Here is a 22,377-nt window from a genome sequence, read left to right on the forward strand (position 1 = left end):
CTTCATGATCGAGTTGTATCCACCCGTCGAGCCCTATGACAAAGGACTGCTCGATGTAGGTGACGGCCACGCCGTCTACTGGGAGACCTGCGGGAACCCGGCCGGAAAGCCGGCGGTCGTGCTCCACGGCGGACCCGGACAAGGGTGCACGCCGGGGATGCGGCGGATGTTCGACCCGGCCCGCTACCGCGCGGTGCTGTTCGACCAGCGCGGCTGCGGCCGCAGCACCCCGCACGCGAGCGACCCGGCGACCGACCTGCGGTACAACACGACGGACCATCTCGTCGCCGACATGGAACGGTTGCGGGAGCACCTGGGCGTCGAACGCTGGCTCGTCACCGGTGGCTCGTGGGGAACGACGCTCGCGCTCGCCTACGCCGAACGGTTTCCGGAGCGGGTCACGGAGATCGTCGTCAGCGCCATCAGCACGACACGGCCCGCCGAGCTCGACTGGTTGTATCGCGGCGTCGGCCGGTTCTTCCCCGAAGAGTGGTCCCGCTTCCGCGGCGATCTCTCCGGCGATCTGATCGCCGCCTACGCGCGGCTCATGGAAGATCCCGATCCGGCCGTACGGACCGAGGCCGCCCGTTCATGGTGCACCTGGGAGGACACCGTGCTGTCCCTGGAGCCCGGCGCGACCGTCCACAATGGTCCGATCGGCGAAGGGGAACTCGCGTTCGCTCGCCTCGTCACGCACTACTACTCCCACGCGGCCTGGCTGGAACCCGGCGCACTGATCCGCGACGCCGGTCTGTTGCGGGAGATCCCCGGCGTGCTGATCCACGGGCGCCGTGACCTGAGCTGCCCGGTGGACACCGCCTGGGAACTCGCCCGCGCCTGGCCCGGCGCGGAGTTGCTGATCGACGACGGTTCGGGACATCGGTCGAGCGAGGTGAAACGGGCCTGGAAGCTGGAGGCGCTGGACCGCTTCTGCTCACGCGGGTCGTGAGTGGCGATTCGGGTTCTATTGACCCGAAACGCCACTCACGACCAACCCGGGCGAACTGGCGCCGGAGCGATCGGGCAGGGTCAGGCGGAACCGTGTGGATTTCGGGACATCTGACGTCCCAAAATCCACACAGTCACCAGGCTCGTGCCCACGCACGACACCTTCGCTACATCCCTCGATAACTACCGTGGGTTCGGCCTATGTCCTGAGGTGCATGGTGTTGCGTCTGGGTTGGCCGGTGGGATCGAGGTAGGCGGGTGCGGTGAATTCCGGGAGGCCGTCTTGGGCGATGGCGACTTTCCATTGGCTGTGGTGGATCAGCCGATGGTGCTTGGTGCACAGCAGGACGAGATTGTCGATCTTCGTTTCGCCGTGGTGTCGCCAGAAAACAATGTGGTGTGCCGTGCAACGGGGCACGGGCATGTCGCAGCCGGGGAAGGCGCAGCCGCCGTCGCGGATGGTGAGTGCGTATTTCTGGGCGAGTGACACGGTGCGTTTGGAGCGGCCGATGTCGAGGGGTTCGCCCGCGGTGCCGAGGACTCCGGGCCGGACGCGGGCATCACAGGCGAGGATCCTTGCGTCTGTGGCGCTGATCGGCCCGACCAGGTCCAGATGGGCTTCGCCCAAGTCGCTGATCAAGTCTTCGTAGGACATGGTGACGAGGATGTGGGTGGCCTCGCCCGCTTGCCCGGGAAGGTTCCGGCTGGTGGTCTTCAGTCGCACATAGTCGGTGAAGGCCTCCCCGTAGCGTTCGTCCTGAGTACGGGAGTCCCGGACCCCGTCGATGGCCTTGCGCGGTTTGGCCATCGGATCCAAGTCGGATTTCAACCGTGCGTAAGTCTCCAGATCGAGCGTGCCCTTCAGGCCCAGGGTGCCGTTGCGGTGCTTGACGAACCGCAACTCCGGCCGCGCGTCCTTCGGGTTCTCGTCCCGGGGCTCTTTCCCATCGGGATCGAGCTTGTCCAGGAGTCTTCGTCCGGCTTGGGCGATCGTGTGAGGCCCGGCGTGCCGGGCCAGATCCACAAGAATCTTCTCCCCACCCCGCACCTCCTCTTCCGGAACAAACGACGGGATCCGGGCGAGTGTGCGGATGATCGCGTCGATCTGCGAACCACCGATCGAACCCTCACGGGCGGCGTCAGCGGTCAAGGGCGCGAGAGGCGGTACTCGATCACCACCCACTGCTACACCCGCATGCAACGCCAGCACGCGGTCGGCGCGGGCATCGGCTTCCTTGGCAGTGACGTGGAAGTCCTCGAAAATCATCGCCGACAACGTCGCATGACCCGAACACCCACGAACCCCGCGAGTATTGATTTCCGCGAGAATCGCGTTCTGCTCCGCATCCAATTGACGCTTCAGAACTTCCAGTTCCTGTTTACGGGCATGCAGCGTCGCGGTATCGACACGCCACCACTCGACGGGTGTCGTCTGGGATGCATCGTCGCTGGCCACGACGTCAACAATACCCGCATTCGAACACCTGTGCTATCACACGTTTATGTGACAGTCCGACCAGGAGTCTCGCAATTAGTCGACTAATTGCGATTTCCGTGCGGTGAAAACGACCGTCGCGAGCGACGAGAAAGTGTTCTGTTTCAAAGGATCTAGGCCGCGGTGGCACCCGAGGGCGCCACCGCGGCCGGAACTCAGGCGGCCGCGCGGTGGATGACGATGTCGTCGAGCCGTGTGCGGGCGTAGACCTTGACCCCGCCCTCGCCGCCGTCGGTCGCGAAGGCGCTGCGCACCGAGCCCTTCGTGCTTTTGGCGTCCACCGACGCGGTGTCCCCGTCGATGCCGACGGCGATGCCCCCGGACGCGTTCACCAGCTCGGCCTGGCCGCGCGACAGGCGTCCGACGCGGATCGGGCAGTTGGCCGCCTTCGCGGCGACGGCGCCGTCAGCGCGGTCGATGTCGAAGCTCCCGCTCGCGCCGGAGAGGTCGACGTCGGAGCGGGCGTGCCCGATCCAGACCTTCCCGCTCGAACCGACGTACCTGATGGTGCCCGCGACCTCGCCGATCCGCACCCCGGCGCTGCCGCCTTCGATGTCGACGGTCCCGGCGACGTGTCCGATCTCGACTTCGCCCGCCGCCAGGTTCCCCCGGACGGCCGCGACGCCGTCCACCTGGATGCGGCCCGACCCCACCTCCAGCACGCAGTCGCCGAACAGCCCTTCGCCGCGCACGTCCGACCACGCGGTGTTCAGTGCCAGCCGCGATCCGGCGGGCAGTTCGATCGTGATCGCGACCGAACCCTCCTTGCCGCCCGCCTTCTTCGTCTCGATCGCCAGCTCCCCGCCGGTGAAACCGACCTTGGTCTTCTCGGCGACCTTCACGTCCGACTTGCTCGCGGCGTCGATCGGCTCGACGCACACCACCGTGTCCGCACGCTCGCTCGCGACGAGGCGCACCCGGGCACCCGCGGTGGTCAGCGTGGCGGTGATCGGTTCCGGAGTGGTGAAAACAGACATGGTGGAAACTCCCTCGGTGGTGGTGATCTTTCGTTGGTGAAGCAACGATCACCGACCGGCCTGACACCGGACCGCCACGGCGCTGACACCCGCCGAGGACATCGCGTCAGCCCGCACCTCCGCCGTGCCCGCGATGGTGCGTTCAAGGCACCTTGACGTCCTCGGGAGTCTTGTCCGCCCGCAGTCCCCGCCAGGTCGTGTGCCGCAGCCGTCCGTCCGGGGTCCAGTTCCGGTGGACGACCTCCCCGACGAGCTCCGGCGCCACCCAGTGCACCCGCCGCGCCCGATCGCGCGGGACCTCCGAGGTGAAAGGCGGTGTCTTCCGCTCCAGCGGGGTGAGCCGGGCATGCAGGTCTTCGAGGACCTTGTCGCTGAACCCGGTCCCGACATCGCCGACGTACCGCAGTCCGCCGGACTCGTCGTGCGCGCCCAGCAGCAGCGCGCCGAGCGTTCCCGAGCGCCGTCCCTCGCCGGGGCGCCAGCCGCCGATCACGACCTCCTGGCTGTGCCACAGCGCGCGCTTGATCCACTGCCTGGTCCGCTTGCCTGGGTAATACCGGCTGTCGAGCTTCTTCGCGATCAGCCCCTCGAGCCCGTGCTGTCGGACGACCTCGAGCAGCTGGTCAGGCGAGATGTCGTCGTCGGTGTAACCCGGTGGGATGACCATGCGGCCGCCGCCACCCAGGGACGTCAGGAGTTCGCGACGGGCGGCGTAGGGCTCGTCGAGCAGGACGGTCCCGTCGATAATCAGCACGTCAAAGGCGAAAAAGTGCACCGGGCTGCGCTCCAGCAGCGACGCGTCCGGCGTACGCAGATGCCGCGTTTGCAGCAGTGGGAAGCTCGGCCGTCCCTGGTCGTCGAGGACGACGATCTCGCCGTCGAGGACGGCTTCGCGGCCATCGAGGGCTTCGCCGGTCACGTCGGGGTACGTCGCCGTGATGTCGAGGCCGCGACGGCTGGTCAGGCGCGTCTCGCCGTCGCGGGCGACGCGCAGGCAGCAGCGGTAGCCGTCCCATTTGTATTCGTACCCCCACCCGCCGGTGGGCAGGTCGCCGTCGGTCGCCAGCATCGGGGCGATCGCGTCCGGCACGGTACTCATGCCTCACGGTACCCCGAAAACCCGGCCCGTGATCTATCGTCGAAGGGTGCCTGAAGAGCGGATAACGGTCGAAGTCGAGGGACGGCGGCTCGGGCTGTCCAATTTGGACAAGGTGCTCTACCCGGCGCACGGTTTCACCAAACGCGAGGTGCTCGACTACTACCGCCGGATCGCCCCCGCCCTGCTCCCGCATCTGCGAGACCGGGCAGCCACGTTCCGCCGTTTCCCGGACGGTGTCGACGGCGAACCGTTCTACGAGAAGAACGTTTCCCGGCACGCACCCGACTGGGTGCGCACCGCGCGGCTCACCAACCGCGGCCGCCGCGGCGGTGAGGAGACGCTCGACTACCCGGTGGTCGGCGATCTCCCGACGCTGATGTGGGCGGCCAACCTCGCGGCGCTGGAACTGCACGTTCCACAGTGGACCGTCGGACCGCGTGGCGCGCGGAAATCGCCCGATCTGCTGGTGTTCGATCTCGATCCCGGCCCGCCCGCGGACGTCGTCGACTGCTGCCGGGTCGCCGAGACGCTCAGCGAGCTGCTCACCGAGGACGGGCTGACCGTCTACGCGAAGACCAGTGGCAACAAGGGAATGCAGCTGTACTGCCCGGTGCGCACGCGGTCCGACGAACGGACTTCCGAGTACGCCAAGGCGGTCGCGGAGGAGCTCGCGCGCCGGTCACCGGAAACCGTGGTCGCCCGCATGACGAAGGCGATCCGCCCCGGCCGCGTGTTCATCGACTGGAGCCAGAACAACACCGCCAAGACCACCATCGCGCCCTACTCCCTGCGCGGCCGCGCCATCCCGACCGTGTCCACCCCGGTGACCTGGGAGGAGGTCGAGGCCTGCCGCAAGGCCGCCGACCTGCTGTTCACCGCCGACCAGGTGATCGAGCGCGTCGAGGAGATGGGCGACCTGTTCGGCGACATCGCGGAGCACCGCGCCGCCGTTCCCGCCCGATGAGGCGAAATTGTCCGAAACAGGACAGGCGCTCCGAAAGACCACTGTGGACTCCTGTCCGTTCCGCATACCATCGGCGGATCGGGCGCGCGGGGGTGCGCGCCCACCGTACTGGCGCCCTCGGTGCCGGTGAGGATGTGGCTGTTGACCGGATATCACACGCTTGCCGAAACCGAAAACGCCGTACGGGCGAAGCTGGGCGGAATCCCCCTGTTGTGGGAGCGGATGGAGGCGATGGCCAACCTCCACCGCGCCGCCACGGCGGTGCGGCTGCACTTCGAGAACTCGGTCCTGCGCACCGCGGGGCTCACCTGGACCGCGTTCGTGGTGCTCTGGGTGGTGTGGATCTTCGGTGAGAAGGAGACCCGGCACGTCGCCGCGGAGTCCGGGATCACCAAGGGCACGCTGACCGGGGTGATGAAGACCCTGGAGGCGCACGGCCTGGTCACCCGCCGCAAACATCCGGTCGACGGACGACTGGTGCTGCTCGCGCTGACGGCCGAGGGCGAACGGCTGATGCGGGAGCTCTTCCCGGAGTTCAACCAGGAGGAAGCGTTCGTCACCGATCGGCTCAGCCCGGCCGAGTGCACCGAGTTGGCGGTATCGCTGCGGGAGATCGTCAAGCAGCTGGAGGACAAGGGCGAGGAACGGCGTCAGGCGGCGGCGACCCGGGGGAGCTGAGCCCTACCGAAGACGGTTGCGCCACACCTCCGATGACTCCTACGTTTTTTGGAGCCGAACGATCGAAGGGCGCCCTTGATGGACTTCCGGTACTGGCTGGGTCAGGCGTTGACGTCGCACGAGGCGTGGGCGGAGACGTTCACCCCCGTGCGGCCGCATCCGTCGCTGGAGATCTCCGACAGCCGGTTCGAGACCGCCTTCGAGGAGTTCACCGAGCGGTTGAAGGACAACTACCCGTTCTTCCACCCGTCCTACGCCGGCCAGATGCTCAAACCGCCGCATCCGGCCGCGGTGGTCGGCTATCTGACCGCGATGCTGGTCAACCCGAACAACCACGCGCTCGACGGCGGCCCGGCGACGGCCGAGATGGAACGCGAGGTCGTCCGTCAGCTGGCCACGATGTTCGGCTATCAGGAGCACCTGGGGCATCTGACCACCAGCGGCACGGTGGCGAACCTCGAAGCGCTGTTCGTCGCGCGCGAAACGCATCCGGGCAAGGGGATCGCCTACAGCGCCGAGGCGCATTACACGCACGGCCGGATGTGCGGCGTCCTCGGCGTCGAGGGGCACACGGTGCCCGTCGACGCCCGTGGCGCGATGGATCTCGACGCCCTCGAAGAGCTGTTGCGCACCGGGAAGATCGGCACCGTGGTGGTCACCGCGGGCACGACCGCGCTCGGCACGGTGGAACCGGTCCACGAGGTGGTGGCGCTGCGCGAACGCTACGGCATCCGGGTGCACGTGGACGCGGCCTACGGCGGGTTCTTCCGGCTTCTGTCCGGTTTGGACGGTACGGAAGGGCTGCCCGAGGCGCCGTGGCTCGCCATCGCCGAGGCCGACTCGATCGTCATCGACCCGCACAAACACGGCCTCCAGCCCTACGGCTGCGGCGCGGTGCTGTTCAAGGACCCCGCGGCCGGCCGGTTCTATCTGCACGATTCGCCCTACACCTACTTCACCTCGGAAGACCTGCACCTCGGCGAGATCAGTCTCGAATGCTCCCGGGCGGGCGCGGCCGCCGCCGCGTTGTGGCTCACCTTCCGGCTGCTGCCGCCCACTCCCGACGGCCTGGGCCGGGTGCTCGCGGCCGGGCGCCGCGCGGCGTTGCGGTGGGCGAAACTGCTGGAGGACTCCGAGCGCTTCGACCTGTACCAGCCACCGGAACTCGACATCGTCGCCTACTTCCCGCGCACGGAACCGCTTTCCCTGTCGAAGATCGACGAGGCGAGCGAGCGGATCATGCGGGTCGGCATGGCCGCGGCCAAGGATCCGGTGTTCCTGAGCACGCTGCGGGTGAGCGAGCCGCAATTCGGCCTGCGTCACACCGGGGTCGACGCGGATGCGGACGGCGCGCGGATCCTGCGTAGCGTGCTGATGAAACCCGAAAGCGAAGACCACGTCGACCGGCTCCACGAGCGGCTGGAAGAGTTGTCCCGCCGTTGAGCACCGATCTGCCGCCGCGAACGAATGGATCAGCCATGCCCGCACCAGGTCCCGCCGAACCCGTGACCGCGATCGAGACCCGATCGCTCGGTACCGGTTTCCGGCGGCGGCACGTCACCATGCTGGCGATCAGCGGGGCGATCGGGGCGGGGCTGTTCGTCGGCACCGGCGCCGGGATCAAGACCGGGGGTCCCGGCATCCTGCTGTCTTACGTCGTCGCCGGCCTGCTCATGGTGCTCGTCATGCGCATGCTGGGCGAGATGGCGGCCGCCGAGCCGAGCAGCGGTTCGTTCTCGGTGTACGCGGAGAAGGCGCTCGGGCGCTGGGCGGGGTTCACCGTCGGCTGGCTGTACTGGTCGCTGCTGGTGGTCGTGGTGGCCGCCGAGGCCACCGCGGCGGCGGGGATCGCGAACGGGCTGCTGCCCGCGATTCCACAGTGGACATGGGTGCTGCTCTTCATGGCCGTGCTGACCGTGGTGAACCTGTTCGCCGTGCGGTCGTTCGGGGAGTTCGAGTTCTGGTTCGGCGCCATCAAGGTGACCGCCGTGGTCGGCTTCCTCGTGCTCGGCACGCTGGCGGTGTTCGGGATCCTGCCGGGGACGTCGCCGGTCGGCCTGAGCAACCTCACCGGGCAAGGCGGCTTCCTGCCCAACGGTCTCCAGGGCGTGCTGACCGGCCTGCTCGCCGTCGCGTTCTCCTTCGGCGGCATGGAGCTGGTCACCATCGCCGCGGCGGAGTCCGACGATCCCGCGGGGTCGATCCGCCGCACCACGCGCACGGTCATCGTGCGGCTCCTGCTGTTCTACATCGGCTCCGTGGCGCTGATGGTGCTGTTGCTGCCGTGGGAGTCCGCTTCGGCCAACGCCAGCCCGTTCGTGACCATCCTGGAGCAGATCGGAGTGCCGTCCGCGGCGCTGCTGATGAGCTTCGTCGTCCTGACTTCACTGCTCTCCGCGCTGAACGCGAACCTTTACGGTGCCTCGCGGATGGTGTTCTCCCTCGCCGATCGCGGTGAAGCGCCGCGCGCGATGCTGAAGCTGTCCGGCGCGGGCGTTCCCCGGACGGCGGTGCTGTCGTCGGTGGCCTTCGGTTTCGTGGCCGTGCTGCTGAACTTCCTCGCCCCCGAACACGTGCTGCCGTTCCTGCTGAACGCCATCGGGGCGAACATCCTGCTGGTCTGGATCTTCGTCGCCATCTCCCAGCTGCGGCTGAGGAAGCGGGCGGAAGCCGACGGCACGGCCGCCGACCTGCCGGTGCGGATGTGGGGTTTCCCGTGGCTCAGCTGGGTCGCCCTGATCGCGATGGCGGGCGTCCTCGTGCTCATGTGGACCGACGCCGACGCCCGGGCGCAGCTGTTCACCAGTGGCGCGGTGGCCGTGCTGATCGTGGTGATCAGCCTGCTCAGGCGACATCAGCGACGCTGAACAGTTCGCGTTCCACCCGGCCCAGCGCCAACCGGAGCGCGCCGAGCGCCACCGAGTCTTCGCCGAGCATCGACGTCTCGACGCGCACCGGGAACAGGCACAGCCGGGCCAGTTCGGTGCGCAACGGCGCGGTCAGCGCGAGCCCGCCGCCGATCACCACCAGTTGCGGGTCGACCGTGAGCACGGTCGCGGCGACGAGTTCGAGGAACCCGCCGGTCCGCTCCAGTGCGCGGATCTCGCCCGCCGCGCCGTTGTGGCCGTCGTGCAGCTTGCCGCCGAGCAGCAGGCCCAGCGAGACGGTGCGCCCCGCTCGTACGTAGACGACGTCGTCGACGCCGTGTGCGGCACCGCGCCAGTGCTCGGCCAGCGTCGCGAGCTTGGTGTCGTTCCCGGCCAGCACCGGGCAGCCGCCGCCGAACTCCGCGGGCAGGTCGAGGCCGGTCCAGCCGGGAAGGCGATCACCGTGGACGACCTTGCCGCCGGACACCACGCCGGTGGTGCCGACGCCGAGCACCCGCAGGTTCGCGTGGCCCGCGACGGCGGCGCCGAGCACCTGGTGCGCGGTGGCGAGCCTGCCGGGCGCGTCCAGCTCCGGGGTGAGTTCGGCCCTCGCCCTTCCGACGACCTCGCCTCGCAGGTCGGCGACCAGACACAACGCCTGGTGCGGGCCGACTTCGAGGCCGGCGACGTGCCCCGCCTCGGGGCGGAAGCGGTACCGCTTGGCGGGCCTGCCCACCGGACGCGGCGCGTCGGGGGAGAGCGGGACCTCCTCGACCAGGCCCTGTCCGCCGAGGTCCGCGGCGATTTCCTCGACCGTCGGCCGGGAGACCTCGCTCGCCTTGACCAGTTCCGCGAGGGTGAGTTCCTCGGCCGCGTACAGCGCTCGCAGGACGGCGATGGCGTTGAGCCGCCGCAACAGTGACGGATCCCCTCCGGACAGTCTGGCCATGCGGCTCCCTAGGCGTTGACGCGTTTGTCGTACTGGGCGCGCGCGACGGCGATCTGGCTCTGGTGGTCCTCGGTCCAGCTGACCAGCGACTGGATGGTCTTGTGCAGCGTGATCCCCATCGGCGTCAGCGCGTACTCGACCCGGGGCGGTACGACCGGATAGACGGTCCGGTTCACGAGCCCGTCGCGTTCCAGATGACGCAGCGTGGTGGTGAGCATGCGCTGGCTGATGCCGTCGATCTTGTACTTCAGCTCGGTGAACCGGAGGGTGTTCCGGTCGAGGAGCGCGATGACCAGGAGTGACCACTTGTCCGCCACCCGGTCCAGGATCTGGCGGACTTCGCAGTCCTCCCGGGTGTCCCACTGGAAGGCCTCGTAGTCCTCCTCGGTGAGTTCACAACGACTAGGTGAGTTCAAAGTGCCTTCTTCCATGGTCATCGATGGTGACGGAAGATCCCCTTGGTTACAAGAGGGAACCGACCGGCAGAGGAGTAACCGTCGGTCCCGTGTCCACCGAGGGAGAACAGACCTTGACCACAACGCGAACGCCCCCGAGCGCCACCGACCGGATGAGCGGCCGGGCCTGGGGCGTGCTCCTGGTGCTGTGCGGCGCCATCTTCCTGGAGGGCATCGACGTCGCGATGCTGAACGTGGCGCTGCCGACCATCCGGGCCGAACTCGGCCTGTCGACGGCGACGCTGAGCGGCGTGGTGAGCGCCTACGTGCTCGGCTACGGCGGCTTCATGCTGCTGGGCGGCCGCGCCGCCGACATGTACGGCCGCCGCCGCATGTTCCTCACCTGGCTGGTGGTGTTCCTCGTCTTCTCCGGGCTCGGCGGGTTCGCCACCGAGGGCTGGCTGCTGCTGCTCGCCCGGTTCGTCACCGGCGTCGCCGCGGCCTTCATGACCCCGGCGGGCCTGTCGATCATCACCACGAGCTTCGAGGAAGGGCCCAAACGCAACAAGGCCCTGCTGTTCTACGCCGGTACCGGGGCGGGCGGTTTCTCGCTCGGCCTGGTCATCGGCGGGCTGCTGACCAGGATCGACTGGCGCTGGGTGTTCTTCACGCCGGTGATCCTGTCCGCCGTCATCCTGGCCGCCGCGCTCTGGCTCATCAAGGAACCCGCGAACCAGGAGCGCCCTCCGCGGCGCCTGGACCTCGCCGGAGCCATCACCGTGACCGTGGCGATGCTGTTGATCGCCTACGCGGTGGTCCGGCTGGAACACCCCGGGCAGGGCTGGGGCTGGACGGTCGCGTCCTTCGCCGGGGGAGTGGCGTCGTTGGTGGCGTTCGTGGCCATCGAACGACGCTCGCCCGCGCCGTTGGTGCGGCTGGGCATCCTGAAATCGGGCCCGCTGGTGCGGGCGAACGTCAGCGCCCTGCTCTTCGCGGGTTCGTTCTTCGGGTTCCAGTTCCTCGTCACGCTGTACCTGCAGGAACTCCGGGGCTGGTCGACGCTCGAGACCAGCTTGGCGCTGCTGGCGGTCGGGATCGACGCGATCCTGGCGCCGACGCTGACCCCGCGGCTGGTGGCGAGGTTCGGCAACACGCGGCTGATCTTCGGCGGCTTCGTGCTCGCCGCCGTGGCGTACGCGCTCTTCCTGCCACTGGGCCTGGACTGGACGTACGCGGCGATGTTCCCGTCGATGATCATCCTGGGCCTCGGGTTCGCCCTCGCCTACGGCCCGCTGACGATCGTCGCCACCGACGGGATCGCCGAGGACGAGCAAGGACTGGCGGGCGGACTGCTGTACACCGCCTTCCAGTTCGGTGCGGCGCTCGGGCTCTCCGCGGTGACCGCCGTCAACGTCGCCGTTCTCGGCGACGGCTCGCCGGGCGCCGCGCTCGGCGGATACCGGGCGGCGCTGGTCGTGCCGCTGGTGATGGCCGTCCTCGCCGCGATCGTCATCGCGTCCGGTCGTCAGCGCGTTTCGGTGAAGGAAGCCAGATTGGCCAGCGAGGAGGCGATCCCGGCCTCGTGATCCGCCTGGCCGATGCCGGACGGCACGTCCGTCGCGGTGACGGTCACTTCGGTGCCGTCATCCGCGGCGGTGAGCCGCCAGGTCATCGTCATGGTGCCCGCGAAGGCCGGGTCGCCGGACTCGAAGACGGCCAGCTGCACCACGCGTTCCGGCCGCACCAGGTCGGCGAACCCGACTTCGACGACGTCCGTCGCGTCCGAGGACTTGCCCGGAGCGGCGGACGCGTCGAGGTAGGTGAGGATCATCCGGAAACCGCCACCGGGCCGCGGATCCCAGCGTTCGATCCGGCCGCGCATGCCCTCGGGCGGCAGCCAGGCTTCGAGGGATTCCCGGTCGAGCAGGGCGTTGTAGACGGCCTCGGGTGGTGCGGCGATCACCCGGCTGCCGCTGTCGATCCTGTCCATCCTCCCGATTCTAGGGCGGATAGGCTGATCATCGCGGATCACGGACGTCGGTGGTCCGGGAGGGGTGATCCACATCGAGTACTTCGTCGCCTGGTCCGCCTTCCTCGGCGGCTGGCTCCTCGTCGCCGGGCCCATGTACCAGGGCGCGCTGGAACTGCGCGAGGAAAGCGAACGGTTCGAAGACCTCCGTTCGGTCGAGACACGCCGTCCCGCCGGCGGCACCCCCACCTCGCGCTGGTGGTGGCTGATGCCGCCGGTGGCCGTCATCAAGGAACGCCGTCGCCGGAAGAAGGCGCAGCGCGAGTTCATGAAGACGCTCTCGGCAAGCCAGCGGCGTACCATGACCACCTTCGCCAACAAGGCCAAAGGCTGGTTCATCGTGTGCGCGGGCGCCTTCTTCATCGCCCTCAAGGAGACGTGGCACCTGCACCATCTGTACCACTGGCCTTTGTGGACCTACTTCGCGCTCGTGCTCGTCCCGCTGGTGCTGAGCTTCGTCCACACGACACGCGGTGTCCGGCTCACCGTCCTCATCATGGGTGCCGAGGAGTGATGGTGTCGCGGGTGATCGACTCGACCTTCTCCTGCGCCTTCTTGGCGTCCGTGACCCACAGCTTGTAGAAGTCGAACGGGCAGTCCGCGACACCCTTGTCGCCCTCGTCGGCGTCCTGCACGCCGGTGTAACCACGGTGCAGCAGCTTGAAAATGTGGTTCTGCGACTGGTCGTAGGTCCGTGCGTCGCGGATCGCCGACACCGACAGCTGGGCGTACTGGATCCCGTATTCCTCTTCGCCGGTCTCGCCGAGCGTGCGCCCGTCGAAGCCGATGATCGCGGAGTGGCCGAAGTAGGAATAGACGCCGTCGAAACCGGCGGCGTTCGCCACGGCCACGTAACAGTTGTTGGCCCACGCCATCGCCTTGGCCATCAGGACCTGCTGCTCCTTGGCCGGATACATGTAGCCCTGGCAGCGCACGATCAGTTCCGCGCCCTTCATCGCGCAGTCGCGCCAGATCTCCGGGTAGTTGCCGTCGTCGCAGATGATCAGCGAGATCTTCAGGCCCTTGGGGCCGTCGCTGACGTAGGTCTCCTCGCCGGGGTACCAGCCTTCGATCGGGCACCACGGCAGGATCTTGCGGTACTTCTGGACGATCTCGCCGCGGTCGTTGATGAGCACGAGGGTGTTGTACGGCGGTTTGTTCGGGTGGTCCTCGTGCCGTTCGCCGGTGATGGAGAAGACGCCCCAGGTCTGCGCTTCGCGGCAAGCGGCGGCGAAGATTTCGGTCTCCTCGCCGGGAATCGTGGCCGCGGTCTCGTACATCTCCTTGGGGTCGTACATGATGCCCTGCGTCGAGTACTCGGGGAACACCACGAGGTCCATCCCGGGAAGCCCGGATTTCATGCCCACCACCATTTCGGCGATCTTGCGGGCGTTGTCGAGGACTTCGGCCTTGGTGTGCAGCCGCGGCATCTTGTAGTTGACCACCGCGACGCCGACCGTGTCCGGGCTGGCGGAAATGTCACCGTGTCGCATGAAGACTCCTTTTCTCCGACTGGGTTTTCAGGACGTCGAGGGAACCGGCCACCGCGACCAGCGCGACGGCGACGGCGGCCGCGAGCAGCGCCGTCCCGCCGTCGCTGCGGTAGGCGCCGGTCAGGCCGAGGAAGGCGGGCAGCGTGCAGGTCGGCTGGCTGAGCAGGAGGACGGTCCAGCCGGTGAACCGCGTCAGCCGTTCCTTGCCGAGGCCGAGCACCAGGAAGAACAACCCCCACAGCAACGCCCAGGACAGCCAGATGACGCCGAACACCGGATCGTCGTCGTGCCAGAACGCGATTCCCGCGTAGACCACGGCGGCGCCCGCCACGAAGAGCGAGAACCAGCCGATGCCTTCGGGTTCCAGGCCGGCGAGGTTCGCGATGCCGACGTACAGATAGGTGAAACCGAACAGGTACAGGCCGGACGCCGCGAGAACAGCGTCCGGGTTCCCGCCCGCCTGGACGATCAGCACGGTCGGGGTGACGCACTGCAGCGCGCCCACGAACAGGTTCAGCACCGCTGCCGAACGTGGTGGTATCCGGCCGAGCAACATCAGGCCGTTGATCATCAAGGCGGCGCCGACGTAGAGCAGGCCCACGTTGCCCATGCTCACCTCCACTGCATCACATGGAATATTTTCAAATGAAAGTATGTGGTGAGTGGTGGTGAGTCAAGGGAAGGAAGTTCAGAGCCGGGTGAGGACTTCGAAGTCGTAGCCGTCGGCGACCGCGAGATGGACGTGCTGGTCGGCCTGCTGCCCGCGGAACTCGACCGTGCCGCGCGGCCCGTGGTAGGCGACACCGTCGATCGCCGCGTTGAGCGCGGGCAGGTCCGGCGTCCCCGCCCGCCGGACGAGTTCCGCCAGCGTGTGCAGTCCCTCGTAACAGGATTCGGCGGCGTTGTTCAGGGCCGGGGCGCCTGGGCCGTTGCGATCGACGTAGCGGCCGAGCAGGTCCATCGCGTCGGCGGTGACCATGGACCGGAAGTAGGCGGCGGAGACGTAGAGGTTGGCCGTGGCGTTCGCGCCGCTCGCGAGGAGCATGTTCTCCTCCATCAGCGGGCTGAACCGGATCAGCCGGTCGCTGAGCCCGTGCGCGGCGAAGGCCCGGTTGAAGCGCACGGCGTCCTGTCCGACCAGCAACATGAGCACACCGTCGCTTGTGGACCGTTCGACCGAACGGACCACTGTGGACATATCGCCCTCGCCGAGCCCGACGAACGCCTCGCCGGTGATGCGCAGACCGAGATCCTTGGCGTAGTGCCGGATCGCCCGCGTCGTCCGGTGCGGCCAGACGTAGTCGTCGCCGACGACGAACCAGCGCCGCGCGCCGAGGTTGTCGCGCAGCCAGCGCAGCGCCGGTTCGATCTGGCAGCGCGGGGTCTCGCCCGTGCAGAAGATGCCCGAGCGGCGCTCGCCGCCTTCGTAGAGCGAGGTGTACACGTACGGCACCCTGTCGGCCACGACCGGCGCGAGCGCGTGCCGGATCGACGAGATGTGCCAGCCGCTCACCGCGTCGACCTGCCCGCTCTCGACGAGACGACGCAGATCCTCGGCCACTTGCCCGGGGCTGCCGCCGCCGTCGACCACCTCGGCCTCGACCTGCCTGCCGAGGATGCCGCCGGATTCGTTGAGTTCGTGGACGGCCAGATCCGTGATCGCCTCGCAGGACGGGCCGAACAGCCCGGCGGGCCCCTGCAACGGGACCACCATGGCCACGCGCCAGGTGTCGTCGCGGGTCCGCGTGGCGAGGCGTGGGGGCATGGCGCTCCGTGCGGTGGCCCGGTAAGGTCAAAGTGCTTTCACCTGGAAGTATTGCGAGGGTGTCCGGTTTTGGCAAGGGGACGGGATATGGGCACACGGGGCGTCGCGACGGCGGGACCGTCGCTCACCGGCTCGCTCACCCGGGCCGCGAGGGCCGTCGCCGCCCTGGTCGATCAGGTGCTCGCCAAAGAGGGCCTCACCCTGGACCAATGGCTGGTGCTGGACGCGCTGAGCGGCAAGGGCGGCCTCGCCATGGCCGATCTCGCCGACCGGACGCTGACCACCGGGCCGACCCTGACCAGGGTGGTCGACAAACTGGTGACCACCGCGCAGGCCTACCGCGAGGTCGACGCCGCGGACAGGCGCCGGGTGCTCGTCCACCTCAGCGCCCGCGGCCGGGCGACACACCGGCGCGTGGCCGCGAAGGTGTCCGAGGTGGAAGCCCGGCTCGACGTGCCGGACGAGCTGCTCGTGGCGTTGCGGGGTCTCGGCGACTGAAGCCGGGGCGCCATAATCACGACCATGCCGCATGTCCTGCTGATCGAAGACGATGTGTCCATTCGCGACGCGATGGAACTCGTGCTGCGGCGCCACGGCCACGAAGTCGATGCCGCCGGGAGCGGTGAGGACGGGCTCGCCCTGCTGCGTCGTCCCGGCGCGGGCGGGATCGAGGTGGTCGTGCTGGACCTGATGCTGCCGGGGATGGACGGTTTCGAGGTGTGCCGCCGGATCCGCGCGCTGAGCACGATGCCGATCATCATGCTCACCTCGCGCGGCGACGATTTCGACATCGTCAGCGGTCTGGAGGCCGGCGCCGACGACTACGTGGTGAAGCCGGTGACCGCCAGGGTGCTGGAGGCCAGGATCCGGGCGTCCGTCCGCCGTCTCGTCCCGGCGGTGCGGGAGCACGAGGACTTCGACGGGCTCGTCCTCGACCGGGCCGGGCTGACCGTCACCAAGAACGGTGCCCCGCTGGCGATCCCGCCGACCGAACTCCGTCTGCTGCTGGAACTTTCCGCTTCGCCCGGCCGGGTCTTCACCCGCGAGCAACTGCTGGAACTGGTCTGGGAGCACGACTATTTCGCCGACGTGCGGCTGGTCGACGCCGCCGTCGGGCGGTTGCGCGCCAAGATCGAGGACGTCGCCTCCCGGCCGCGTTATGTGCAGACCGTGCGCGGGTTCGGCTACCGCTTCGGGCCGCTGTGAGGTTCGGCGGGCTCCGCGGCCGTCTGCTGGTCGCCTTCGTGCTGGTGTCGCTGCTCAGCGCCGCGACGGCCACGGTGCTGGCCTACGACCAGGCCCGCGAGGCGATCCTCGAACGCGCAGGCTCGTCCGCCGTGCAGAACTTCCGCGACCGGGTGAACGCGAGCGTCGGGGAGTTCGACGTCCCGCCCGATCAGAATGCGCTGAACCGGCTCGCCGAGGCCATCGCGTCCGGCTCCCGCGACGCGAAGGTCGTCGTCCGGTATCAGGACCTCGTGGCACCCGCCGAGCAGGAGGCGATCACCGGGGTCCTGCGGGACCGGGTGCGCGCGGAGAACCGGCTGAGCTTCCAGCGGGTCGAACGGGACGGCACCCCGTGGCTCGTGGTGGGCACCCCTGTCGCGTTCGCCGGCTCCGGGCGGCCGTCCGGGGTCGAGGTGTTCCAGGTGATCTCGCTGCAGCCGGAGCAAGACGACATCGCCGCCCTGCTGACGTCCGTGCGCGACGGCGTCGTCCCGGTCGTGCTGCTCGCCGCCGTCCTCGCCCTGCTCGCCGCGGGGACGGTCCTGAGGCCCGTACGGCGGCTCGCGCGGGCGACCCGCCGTCTGGCCGGTGGCCGCCTGGAAACCCGCGTCCCGGTCAAGGGCCGCGACGAACTCGCCGATCTCGCCAGGGATTTCAACGAAACGGCCGACGCGCTGCAGTCGTCGGTCGCCGAACTCCGGGAGCAGGAAGCCCGGGCGCGGCGGTTCGTCGCCGACGTCTCGCACGAGCTCAGGACGCCGCTCGCCGCGATGACCATGGTGTCGTCCGTCCTCGACGAGGACGCCGACGACCTGCCGCCGGACACCGCCCACGCCGCCCGCACGGTGAGCGCCGAGACCGCCGGACTCGCCAGGCTCGTGGACGACCTCATCGAGATCTCCCGTTTCGACGCCCAGGCCGCGACGTTGACACTCCAGGACCTCGACGTCGCCGAGGTCCTGCGTGCCACCTTGTCCACTCGCGGCTGGACGGACCAGGTCTCGGCCGGATTCGAGGCCGTGCGGGCCAGGCTCGATCGGCGGCGGCTGGACGTCGTCGTCGCCAACCTCGTCGGCAACGCCCTGCGGCACGGCGCGCCGCCGGTGACGGTGGTGCTGCGATCGACCGAGGCGGACGTGCTCGTCGAGGTCGCCGATCGCGGGCCGGGACTCACGGCGGAGGCCGCACAGCACGTTTTCGAGCGGTTCTACAAGGCGGACACGGCCCGCACCCGGTCCGAAGGCAGCGGCCTCGGCTTGGCCATCGCCCAGGAGAACGCTCGGCTGCACGGCGGTGTCATCAGCGCCGGTGACCGCGACGGTGGCGGCGCGGTCTTCATCCTTCGCTTGCCCCGCAACGGAAAGGAGGTCGAGCGATGAAGCGTGTCCTCATCTCCTTCGCGGCTCTGGCGCTCGTCGCCGGATGCGGGGTGCGCCCCACCGAAGTGCTCGACGGCGGCGCACCGGCATCCGGAATCCCCGAAGGCATGCGGATCTACTTCGCCTCGGACCAGGGATTGCGCGGGGTTTCCCGCCCTGGCAACGAAGTCACCAGCCTCGAAGCCGTCGTCAAACTCCTCATGGCCGGACCGAACGAAGCGGAACTCGCCGCCGGGCTCGCCGATCTGACCGCCATCACCGGCGAGTTCTCCGCGACCGCCGCCGAGGGGCAGGTGACGGTGCGGCTGCCGCGCACGCCGGTGGGCGGCGTCGCCGGGATGGCGGCCGGTCAACTGGTCTGCAGTCTCGCCCGGGCCGAGTCCCTGCTGCACGGAACCCGGCCCGACGCGGTGCGGGTGACCGTCGTGGCCCAAGGGGGCACCGTCGGGCCGTACCAGTGCTCCCAGTTCTTGGCCGGCTAGGTCGCGTTGAGCGCGACGGTGGGGTGAAGCCGCGAAGCCCGCACGGCCGGATAGAGCCCCGCGACGACGCCGATCACCAGGGTCGCGCCCAGCCCCGCGCCCAGTGCCCAAGGCGGGATGACCGCCGTCCAGCCCTGTGCCTCGGCGAACCCGACTGTCGCGATCGCGCCGAGCGCCGCCCCCGCCACTCCGCCGAGCGCGGACAGCAGCAGCGATTCGGTGAGGAACTGCAGGAGGATGGCGTTCTTGGTGGCGCCGAGGGCCCGCCGGAGCCCGATCTCCCGGCGCCGTTCCAGCACCGAAACGACCATCGTGTTGGCGACCCCGACCGCGCCGACCAGCAACGCGACCGCGCCCAGCCCCAGCATGAGGGTGGTCAGGCCCTTGTCCGTGGCGGCCTTGGCCACCAGCGCGTCGGACGGCCGGGACACCTTCACGGAATGCTCGTCACCCGGGTTGACCGTGCGGGCCAGGACACCCCGGACGGCTTCCACCGAGGCGTCGGAAGACCGCTCGAAGAGCGTGGTCGGATGCCCGTCGAAGCCGAAGAACCGCTCCGCGGCGGGGAAACCTACCAGCGCGACCCGGTCCAGCGTCGGCACGAGTTCGACCGGCGCGAGGATCCCGACGACCACGAACCATTCGTCGTTCATCAGGATCTTGGCGCCGGGCCCGGTCACGCCCAGCCGTCCGGCCGCGATCGCCCCGAGCACGACGGTGGGCATCCGCTCGCTCGCCGCGTCCAGCCAGCGTCCCCGCTCGACCCGTGCGCCCAGCGCGTCGAGCAGGTCGATGCGCGTGGCCTGCGTGGTGACGCCGGGAGCGAGCTCCTCGGGCACCGCGTCGCTGCGCCGCACCCGCGCGTCGACCTCGGCGGTCGCGGTGACCTTCTCGACCGGGCCGATCCGTTCGACCATCGAGACCGCGGCCTTGGGGAGCTTCACCGGTTTCTCGTCGGCGTCCTTCCCCGCCTCCACGGTCAGCAGGTTCGTGCCGAGCCGGTCCAGCTGCGCCATCAGATCGGCCCGGCTGGACGTGGACAGCCCGACCACCGCGACCATCGTCGCGATGCCGATGGCGATCCCGAGCGCGGACAGCACCACCCGGATCCGGCGGGCCCGCAGTCCGGTCACGCCCACCCGGAGGATGTCGGGAGGAGTGAGCCGGGCGGGCTTCAGCGGCGCGCTCACGGCGTCGTCACCGCCGCCCGGGTGTCGAAGACGATCTCGCCGTCACGAAGCCCGACGCGCCGGGGGAGCCGCGCGGCGATCTCGGTGTCGTGGGTGATGACGCAGATCGTGGTGCCGCTCGCGTTCAACTCGTGGATCAGGCCCAGCACCACCTCGCCGGACGCGGTGTCCAGCGCCCCCGTCGGCTCGTCGGCCAGGAGCAGGCCGGGCTCGCCGGCCAGCGCCCGCGCGATGGCGACGCGCTGCTTCTCCCCGCCGGACAGCTCCTCGGGCGTGTGGGTCAGCCGATGGCCGAGCCCGACCCTCTCGAGTGCCACGCGAGCCCGGTCGCGGCGCAGTTTCATCGGCACACCCGCGTACAGCAGCCCGTCGGCGACGTTGGCCACGGCGTCCCGGCCCGGCGCCAGGTGGAACTGCTGGAACACGAACCCGATGTGCCGGGCGCGCAACGCCGACAGCCTGGCGTCCGACAGCCCGCCCACGTCGTAGCCCGCCACCCGCACCGTGCCCGACGTGGCCCTGTCGAGGGTGCCGATCAGGTTGAGCAGCGTGGACTTGCCCGACCCCGACGGCCCGACGATGGCGATCAGCTCGCCCTGGTCGATCCGGAGGTCGACACCGCGCAGCGCGGACACGTCACCGGGATAGGACTTGGTGGCCCCGGCCAGCTCGATCACGGCCGTCATGGTTTGGCCGCTCCCACCTTCATGCCCTCGGCCAGCCCGTCGCCGGTGATCTCGATCCGGCCGTCGGCACTCATCCCGGTCTCGACCCGCACGGTCGTGGTCGTGGACTCGCGGACGATCTGCAGGCCGTAGCCGCCTTCGCGCAGCGCGATGATGGCTTCGACCGGGACGGTGAGCACTCCCTTCCGGCTTTCCTGGATGAACTTCACACTGGACGTCCCGGCGGTGTCGTCGGTGACGGAGGCGCCTTCGTCCAAGGTGATCTCCACCTGGATCCCGGTCGTGGTCTCACCCCCGCTCCCGGACTCCGCCTTGACCGTGCCGGACACCTGCCCGCCCGCCGTGGCACCGTCCGGCAGCCTGACCTCGACCCGGGTGCCCGCCTTCGCCAGCGTCTCGTCGTCCTTGTCGAGCTGCGCCCGCACGACCGGTTTGGTCGACGCGATCGTCAGCACGGGCTTGTCCGCGCCGACCTGGTCGGCCAAGGCCGCGTCCGCGGCCACCACCCGCACCGCCCCGGGCTGGAAGACCAGGTCGCCCTTGCCGAGGTCACCGGTCGGCTCCAGCACGCCGAGCGCCTTCTGCCAGGACTTCACCGCGGCCTGGGTGGCCTCGTCGTATTTGTTGTCGACCGGCAGGCCCTTGCCCCGCCCGAGGTCCCGGAGATTGCGCTTCAGCTGCTGGACGTCCGGCCCCAGCGTGCCGGCGGTCAGGTCACGGAACATCGGCGTCGACCCGTAGAGCAGGACGACCGGCCGGGCGTCGCGTTTGTACAGGACTTGACCTCGCTCCACGGTCTTCCCCGGCTCGGCGGCCAGCGTCACCGTGCCCTCGACCGGGGACTTCACCGCACGGCGGTTCGCGTAGTCGAAGTGACCGTCGACGGTCTTGCTCCGCACCAGGTCACCCCGGGTGACTTCGGCGACCGCCGGCGGCGCGTCCGCGGCGTTCGCCTTGCCACCGGAGTCGTCTCTGCCCACCACGACGAAGACGCTCACGCCGACCACGGTCACGACCGCCGCCACCGCGCCGAGCATCAGCCACCGCTTCACTGCATGCCTTGCGCTTGCTCGATGAGCTTGTCCCGGCACGCTGTCTCGGCCTGTTTGTACGCGGGCGAGTCCGGGCTGATCTGCGGGTTGGCCGGACTCGGGTCACCACCGGGCTGGGCGATCCCGTTCAGCATGGCCGGATTGGTGAACTTGCTGACGCCGTTGGCCCGCATGCACTGGGCGTGGGCCAGCAGCGACTCGTAGACCTTCTGCTGGTCCTTCTCGGGCTCGAGCTGCATCGCCTTCTGCATCGGCTCCTTGCACGCCTGCATCGCATCGCCGAGCTTCACTTGAGAATCCTTGCGTTCCTCCTCTTCCTGGATCTTCTCGATCTTGGTCCAGTCGGCGTAGCCCGACAGGGTGGGATCCGGCCAGTCCTTCAGACCCTCCTTCCGCATGCACTGCGTGTAGGCGAGTTGTGCGTCGTAGAAGGCGCTCTTTCCCTCGGCCTTCGGTGCGGCGGAGGAAGCGGGCGGCGCGGCCTCGGAAGGCGAGCTCGCCGAGGCGATGTCCGCTTCCTTCTTCTCGCCACCGCAGGCCGAAAGCACCAACGGGAGGGCGATCAACGCGGCCAGCCGCCGGGAAACAGCCGGTCGGGAACGGGTTTCGCTGCTCATGCGGACGAGCATGCGAGCAGGACATGGTCGTCCTTCTACGAAGACATGATGGGAACGTAACAACGCGCACGCGCAGGGTGCGTCA

Annotated in this window: 24 protein-coding genes; 11 read left to right on the forward strand and 13 right to left on the reverse strand. The window is 69.1% G+C overall.

Features of this window, described 5'->3' with window-relative positions; translation table 11 throughout:
* The first annotated feature begins 4 nt into the window (after positions 1-4).
* The gene (pip, locus tag BKN51_RS01530) at positions 5-949 is read left to right on the forward strand and encodes a prolyl aminopeptidase (RefSeq protein ID WP_101605896.1); all 945 of its coding nucleotides are present in this window, start codon (positions 5-7) and stop codon (positions 947-949) included.
* Positions 950-1,147: 198 nt separating this feature from the next.
* Here the strand turns inward: pip and BKN51_RS01535 are convergent, their stop codons facing one another.
* The 3 genes from BKN51_RS01535 to ligD (BKN51_RS01545) form a co-directional block, all read right to left on the reverse strand.
* Positions 1,148-2,404 carry an HNH endonuclease signature motif containing protein gene (locus BKN51_RS01535; RefSeq protein WP_101605897.1) on the reverse strand — a complete coding sequence of 419 codons (1,257 nt, stop codon included), beginning with the start codon at positions 2,402-2,404 and terminating at the stop codon, positions 1,148-1,150.
* A 194-nt stretch (positions 2,405-2,598) separates the two neighbouring features.
* Positions 2,599-3,420: a DUF4097 family beta strand repeat-containing protein gene (locus BKN51_RS01540; RefSeq protein ID WP_101612999.1), complete on the reverse strand. Its 822-nt coding sequence runs from the start codon at positions 3,418-3,420 to the stop codon at positions 2,599-2,601.
* Between the two features lie 142 nt (positions 3,421-3,562).
* Complete coding sequence (gene ligD / locus BKN51_RS01545) at positions 3,563-4,519, reverse strand: non-homologous end-joining DNA ligase (RefSeq protein ID WP_101605898.1); 957 nt, start codon at positions 4,517-4,519, stop codon at positions 3,563-3,565.
* A 46-nt stretch (positions 4,520-4,565) separates the two neighbouring features.
* Between ligD (BKN51_RS01545) and ligD (BKN51_RS01550) the strand changes: the two genes are divergently transcribed.
* The 4 genes from ligD (BKN51_RS01550) to BKN51_RS01565 all read left to right on the forward strand — a co-directional run bounded on the left by ligD (BKN51_RS01550) (position 4,566) and on the right by BKN51_RS01565 (position 9,028).
* The gene (gene ligD, locus BKN51_RS01550; protein ID WP_101605899.1) at positions 4,566-5,483 is read left to right on the forward strand and encodes a non-homologous end-joining DNA ligase; all 918 of its coding nucleotides are present in this window, start codon (positions 4,566-4,568) and stop codon (positions 5,481-5,483) included.
* 132 nt (positions 5,484-5,615) lie between these two features.
* Complete coding sequence (locus BKN51_RS01555; RefSeq protein ID WP_101605900.1) at positions 5,616-6,161, forward strand: MarR family winged helix-turn-helix transcriptional regulator; 546 nt, start codon at positions 5,616-5,618, stop codon at positions 6,159-6,161.
* Between the two features lie 78 nt (positions 6,162-6,239).
* Positions 6,240-7,604: a pyridoxal phosphate-dependent decarboxylase family protein gene (locus BKN51_RS01560; protein ID WP_101605901.1), complete on the forward strand. Its 1,365-nt coding sequence runs from the start codon at positions 6,240-6,242 to the stop codon at positions 7,602-7,604.
* A gap of 35 nt (positions 7,605-7,639) precedes the next feature.
* Complete coding sequence (locus tag BKN51_RS01565) at positions 7,640-9,028, forward strand: amino acid permease (protein WP_101605902.1); 1,389 nt, start codon at positions 7,640-7,642, stop codon at positions 9,026-9,028.
* Here BKN51_RS01565 and BKN51_RS01570 read toward each other — a convergent pair.
* Both BKN51_RS01570 and BKN51_RS01575 read right to left on the reverse strand, forming a co-directional pair.
* A complete protein-coding gene (locus BKN51_RS01570; RefSeq protein ID WP_101605903.1) occupies positions 9,006-9,977 on the reverse strand; it encodes an ROK family transcriptional regulator in 972 nt (323 codons plus the stop codon). The genes BKN51_RS01565 and BKN51_RS01570 overlap by 23 nt on opposite strands.
* An 8-nt stretch (positions 9,978-9,985) precedes the next feature.
* A complete protein-coding gene (locus BKN51_RS01575) occupies positions 9,986-10,414 on the reverse strand; it encodes a winged helix-turn-helix transcriptional regulator (RefSeq protein ID WP_101605904.1) in 429 nt (142 codons plus the stop codon).
* Positions 10,415-10,506: 92 nt separating this feature from the next.
* On the opposite strand from BKN51_RS01575, the gene BKN51_RS01580 reads away from it, so the two are divergent.
* Positions 10,507-11,958 (forward strand): MFS transporter, encoded by a 1,452-nt coding sequence (locus tag BKN51_RS01580; RefSeq protein ID WP_199193098.1) that lies wholly within the window; start codon positions 10,507-10,509, stop codon positions 11,956-11,958.
* On the opposite strand, the gene BKN51_RS01585 is transcribed toward BKN51_RS01580, so the two are convergent.
* Positions 11,898-12,362, reverse strand: coding sequence for an SRPBCC family protein (locus tag BKN51_RS01585; RefSeq protein WP_101605906.1), 465 nt, complete (start codon positions 12,360-12,362; stop codon positions 11,898-11,900). The genes BKN51_RS01580 and BKN51_RS01585 overlap by 61 nt on opposite strands.
* A 64-nt stretch (positions 12,363-12,426) precedes the next feature.
* Between BKN51_RS01585 and BKN51_RS01590 the strand changes: the two genes are divergently transcribed.
* Positions 12,427-12,915 carry a hypothetical protein gene (locus tag BKN51_RS01590; RefSeq protein ID WP_101605907.1) on the forward strand — a complete coding sequence of 163 codons (489 nt, stop codon included), beginning with the start codon at positions 12,427-12,429 and terminating at the stop codon, positions 12,913-12,915.
* On the opposite strand, the gene BKN51_RS01595 is transcribed toward BKN51_RS01590, so the two are convergent.
* From BKN51_RS01595 to BKN51_RS01605, 3 genes are all read right to left on the reverse strand, one after another.
* A complete protein-coding gene (locus tag BKN51_RS01595; RefSeq protein WP_101605908.1) occupies positions 12,896-13,894 on the reverse strand; it encodes an aliphatic amidase in 999 nt (332 codons plus the stop codon). The two genes, BKN51_RS01590 and BKN51_RS01595, sit on opposite strands and share 20 nt — an antisense overlap.
* The gene (locus BKN51_RS01600; RefSeq protein ID WP_101605909.1) at positions 13,881-14,504 is read right to left on the reverse strand and encodes an AmiS/UreI family transporter; all 624 of its coding nucleotides are present in this window, start codon (positions 14,502-14,504) and stop codon (positions 13,881-13,883) included. The genes BKN51_RS01595 and BKN51_RS01600 overlap by 14 nt, the downstream gene beginning before the upstream one ends.
* A 78-nt stretch (positions 14,505-14,582) precedes the next feature.
* Positions 14,583-15,659: a substrate-binding domain-containing protein gene (locus BKN51_RS01605; protein ID WP_255414909.1), complete on the reverse strand. Its 1,077-nt coding sequence runs from the start codon at positions 15,657-15,659 to the stop codon at positions 14,583-14,585.
* Between the two features lie 87 nt (positions 15,660-15,746).
* Between BKN51_RS01605 and BKN51_RS01610 the strand changes: the two genes are divergently transcribed.
* The 4 genes from BKN51_RS01610 to BKN51_RS01625 are packed head-to-tail and all read left to right on the forward strand — an operon-like array spanning position 15,747 to position 18,747.
* Positions 15,747-16,157: a MarR family transcriptional regulator gene (locus BKN51_RS01610; protein WP_101605910.1), complete on the forward strand. Its 411-nt coding sequence runs from the start codon at positions 15,747-15,749 to the stop codon at positions 16,155-16,157.
* A gap of 24 nt (positions 16,158-16,181) precedes the next feature.
* The gene (locus tag BKN51_RS01615) at positions 16,182-16,865 is read left to right on the forward strand and encodes a response regulator transcription factor (RefSeq protein ID WP_101605911.1); all 684 of its coding nucleotides are present in this window, start codon (positions 16,182-16,184) and stop codon (positions 16,863-16,865) included.
* Positions 16,862-18,265 (forward strand): sensor histidine kinase, encoded by a 1,404-nt coding sequence (locus BKN51_RS01620; RefSeq protein WP_101605912.1) that lies wholly within the window; start codon positions 16,862-16,864, stop codon positions 18,263-18,265. The genes BKN51_RS01615 and BKN51_RS01620 overlap by 4 nt, the downstream gene beginning before the upstream one ends.
* Positions 18,262-18,747, forward strand: coding sequence for a GerMN domain-containing protein (locus tag BKN51_RS01625; RefSeq protein WP_101605913.1), 486 nt, complete (start codon positions 18,262-18,264; stop codon positions 18,745-18,747). The genes BKN51_RS01620 and BKN51_RS01625 overlap by 4 nt, the downstream gene beginning before the upstream one ends.
* Here BKN51_RS01625 and BKN51_RS01630 read toward each other — a convergent pair.
* The 4 genes from BKN51_RS01630 to BKN51_RS42920 are packed head-to-tail and all read right to left on the reverse strand — an operon-like array spanning position 18,744 to position 22,292.
* Positions 18,744-19,937: an ABC transporter permease gene (locus BKN51_RS01630; protein ID WP_101605914.1), complete on the reverse strand. Its 1,194-nt coding sequence runs from the start codon at positions 19,935-19,937 to the stop codon at positions 18,744-18,746. The two genes, BKN51_RS01625 and BKN51_RS01630, sit on opposite strands and share 4 nt — an antisense overlap.
* Positions 19,934-20,623, reverse strand: a complete 690-nt coding sequence (locus BKN51_RS01635) for an ABC transporter ATP-binding protein (protein ID WP_101605915.1) — start codon at positions 20,621-20,623, stop codon at positions 19,934-19,936. The genes BKN51_RS01630 and BKN51_RS01635 overlap by 4 nt, the downstream gene beginning before the upstream one ends.
* The gene (locus tag BKN51_RS01640; RefSeq protein WP_101605916.1) at positions 20,620-21,675 is read right to left on the reverse strand and encodes a peptidoglycan-binding protein; all 1,056 of its coding nucleotides are present in this window, start codon (positions 21,673-21,675) and stop codon (positions 20,620-20,622) included. The genes BKN51_RS01635 and BKN51_RS01640 overlap by 4 nt, the downstream gene beginning before the upstream one ends.
* A complete protein-coding gene (locus BKN51_RS42920) occupies positions 21,672-22,292 on the reverse strand; it encodes a hypothetical protein (RefSeq protein WP_158255799.1) in 621 nt (206 codons plus the stop codon). The genes BKN51_RS01640 and BKN51_RS42920 overlap by 4 nt, the downstream gene beginning before the upstream one ends.
* Positions 22,293-22,377 lie beyond the last annotated feature (85 nt).

Source organism: Amycolatopsis sp. BJA-103 (genome assembly GCF_002849735.1).
Taxonomy (GTDB): Bacteria; Actinomycetota; Actinomycetes; order Mycobacteriales; family Pseudonocardiaceae; genus Amycolatopsis.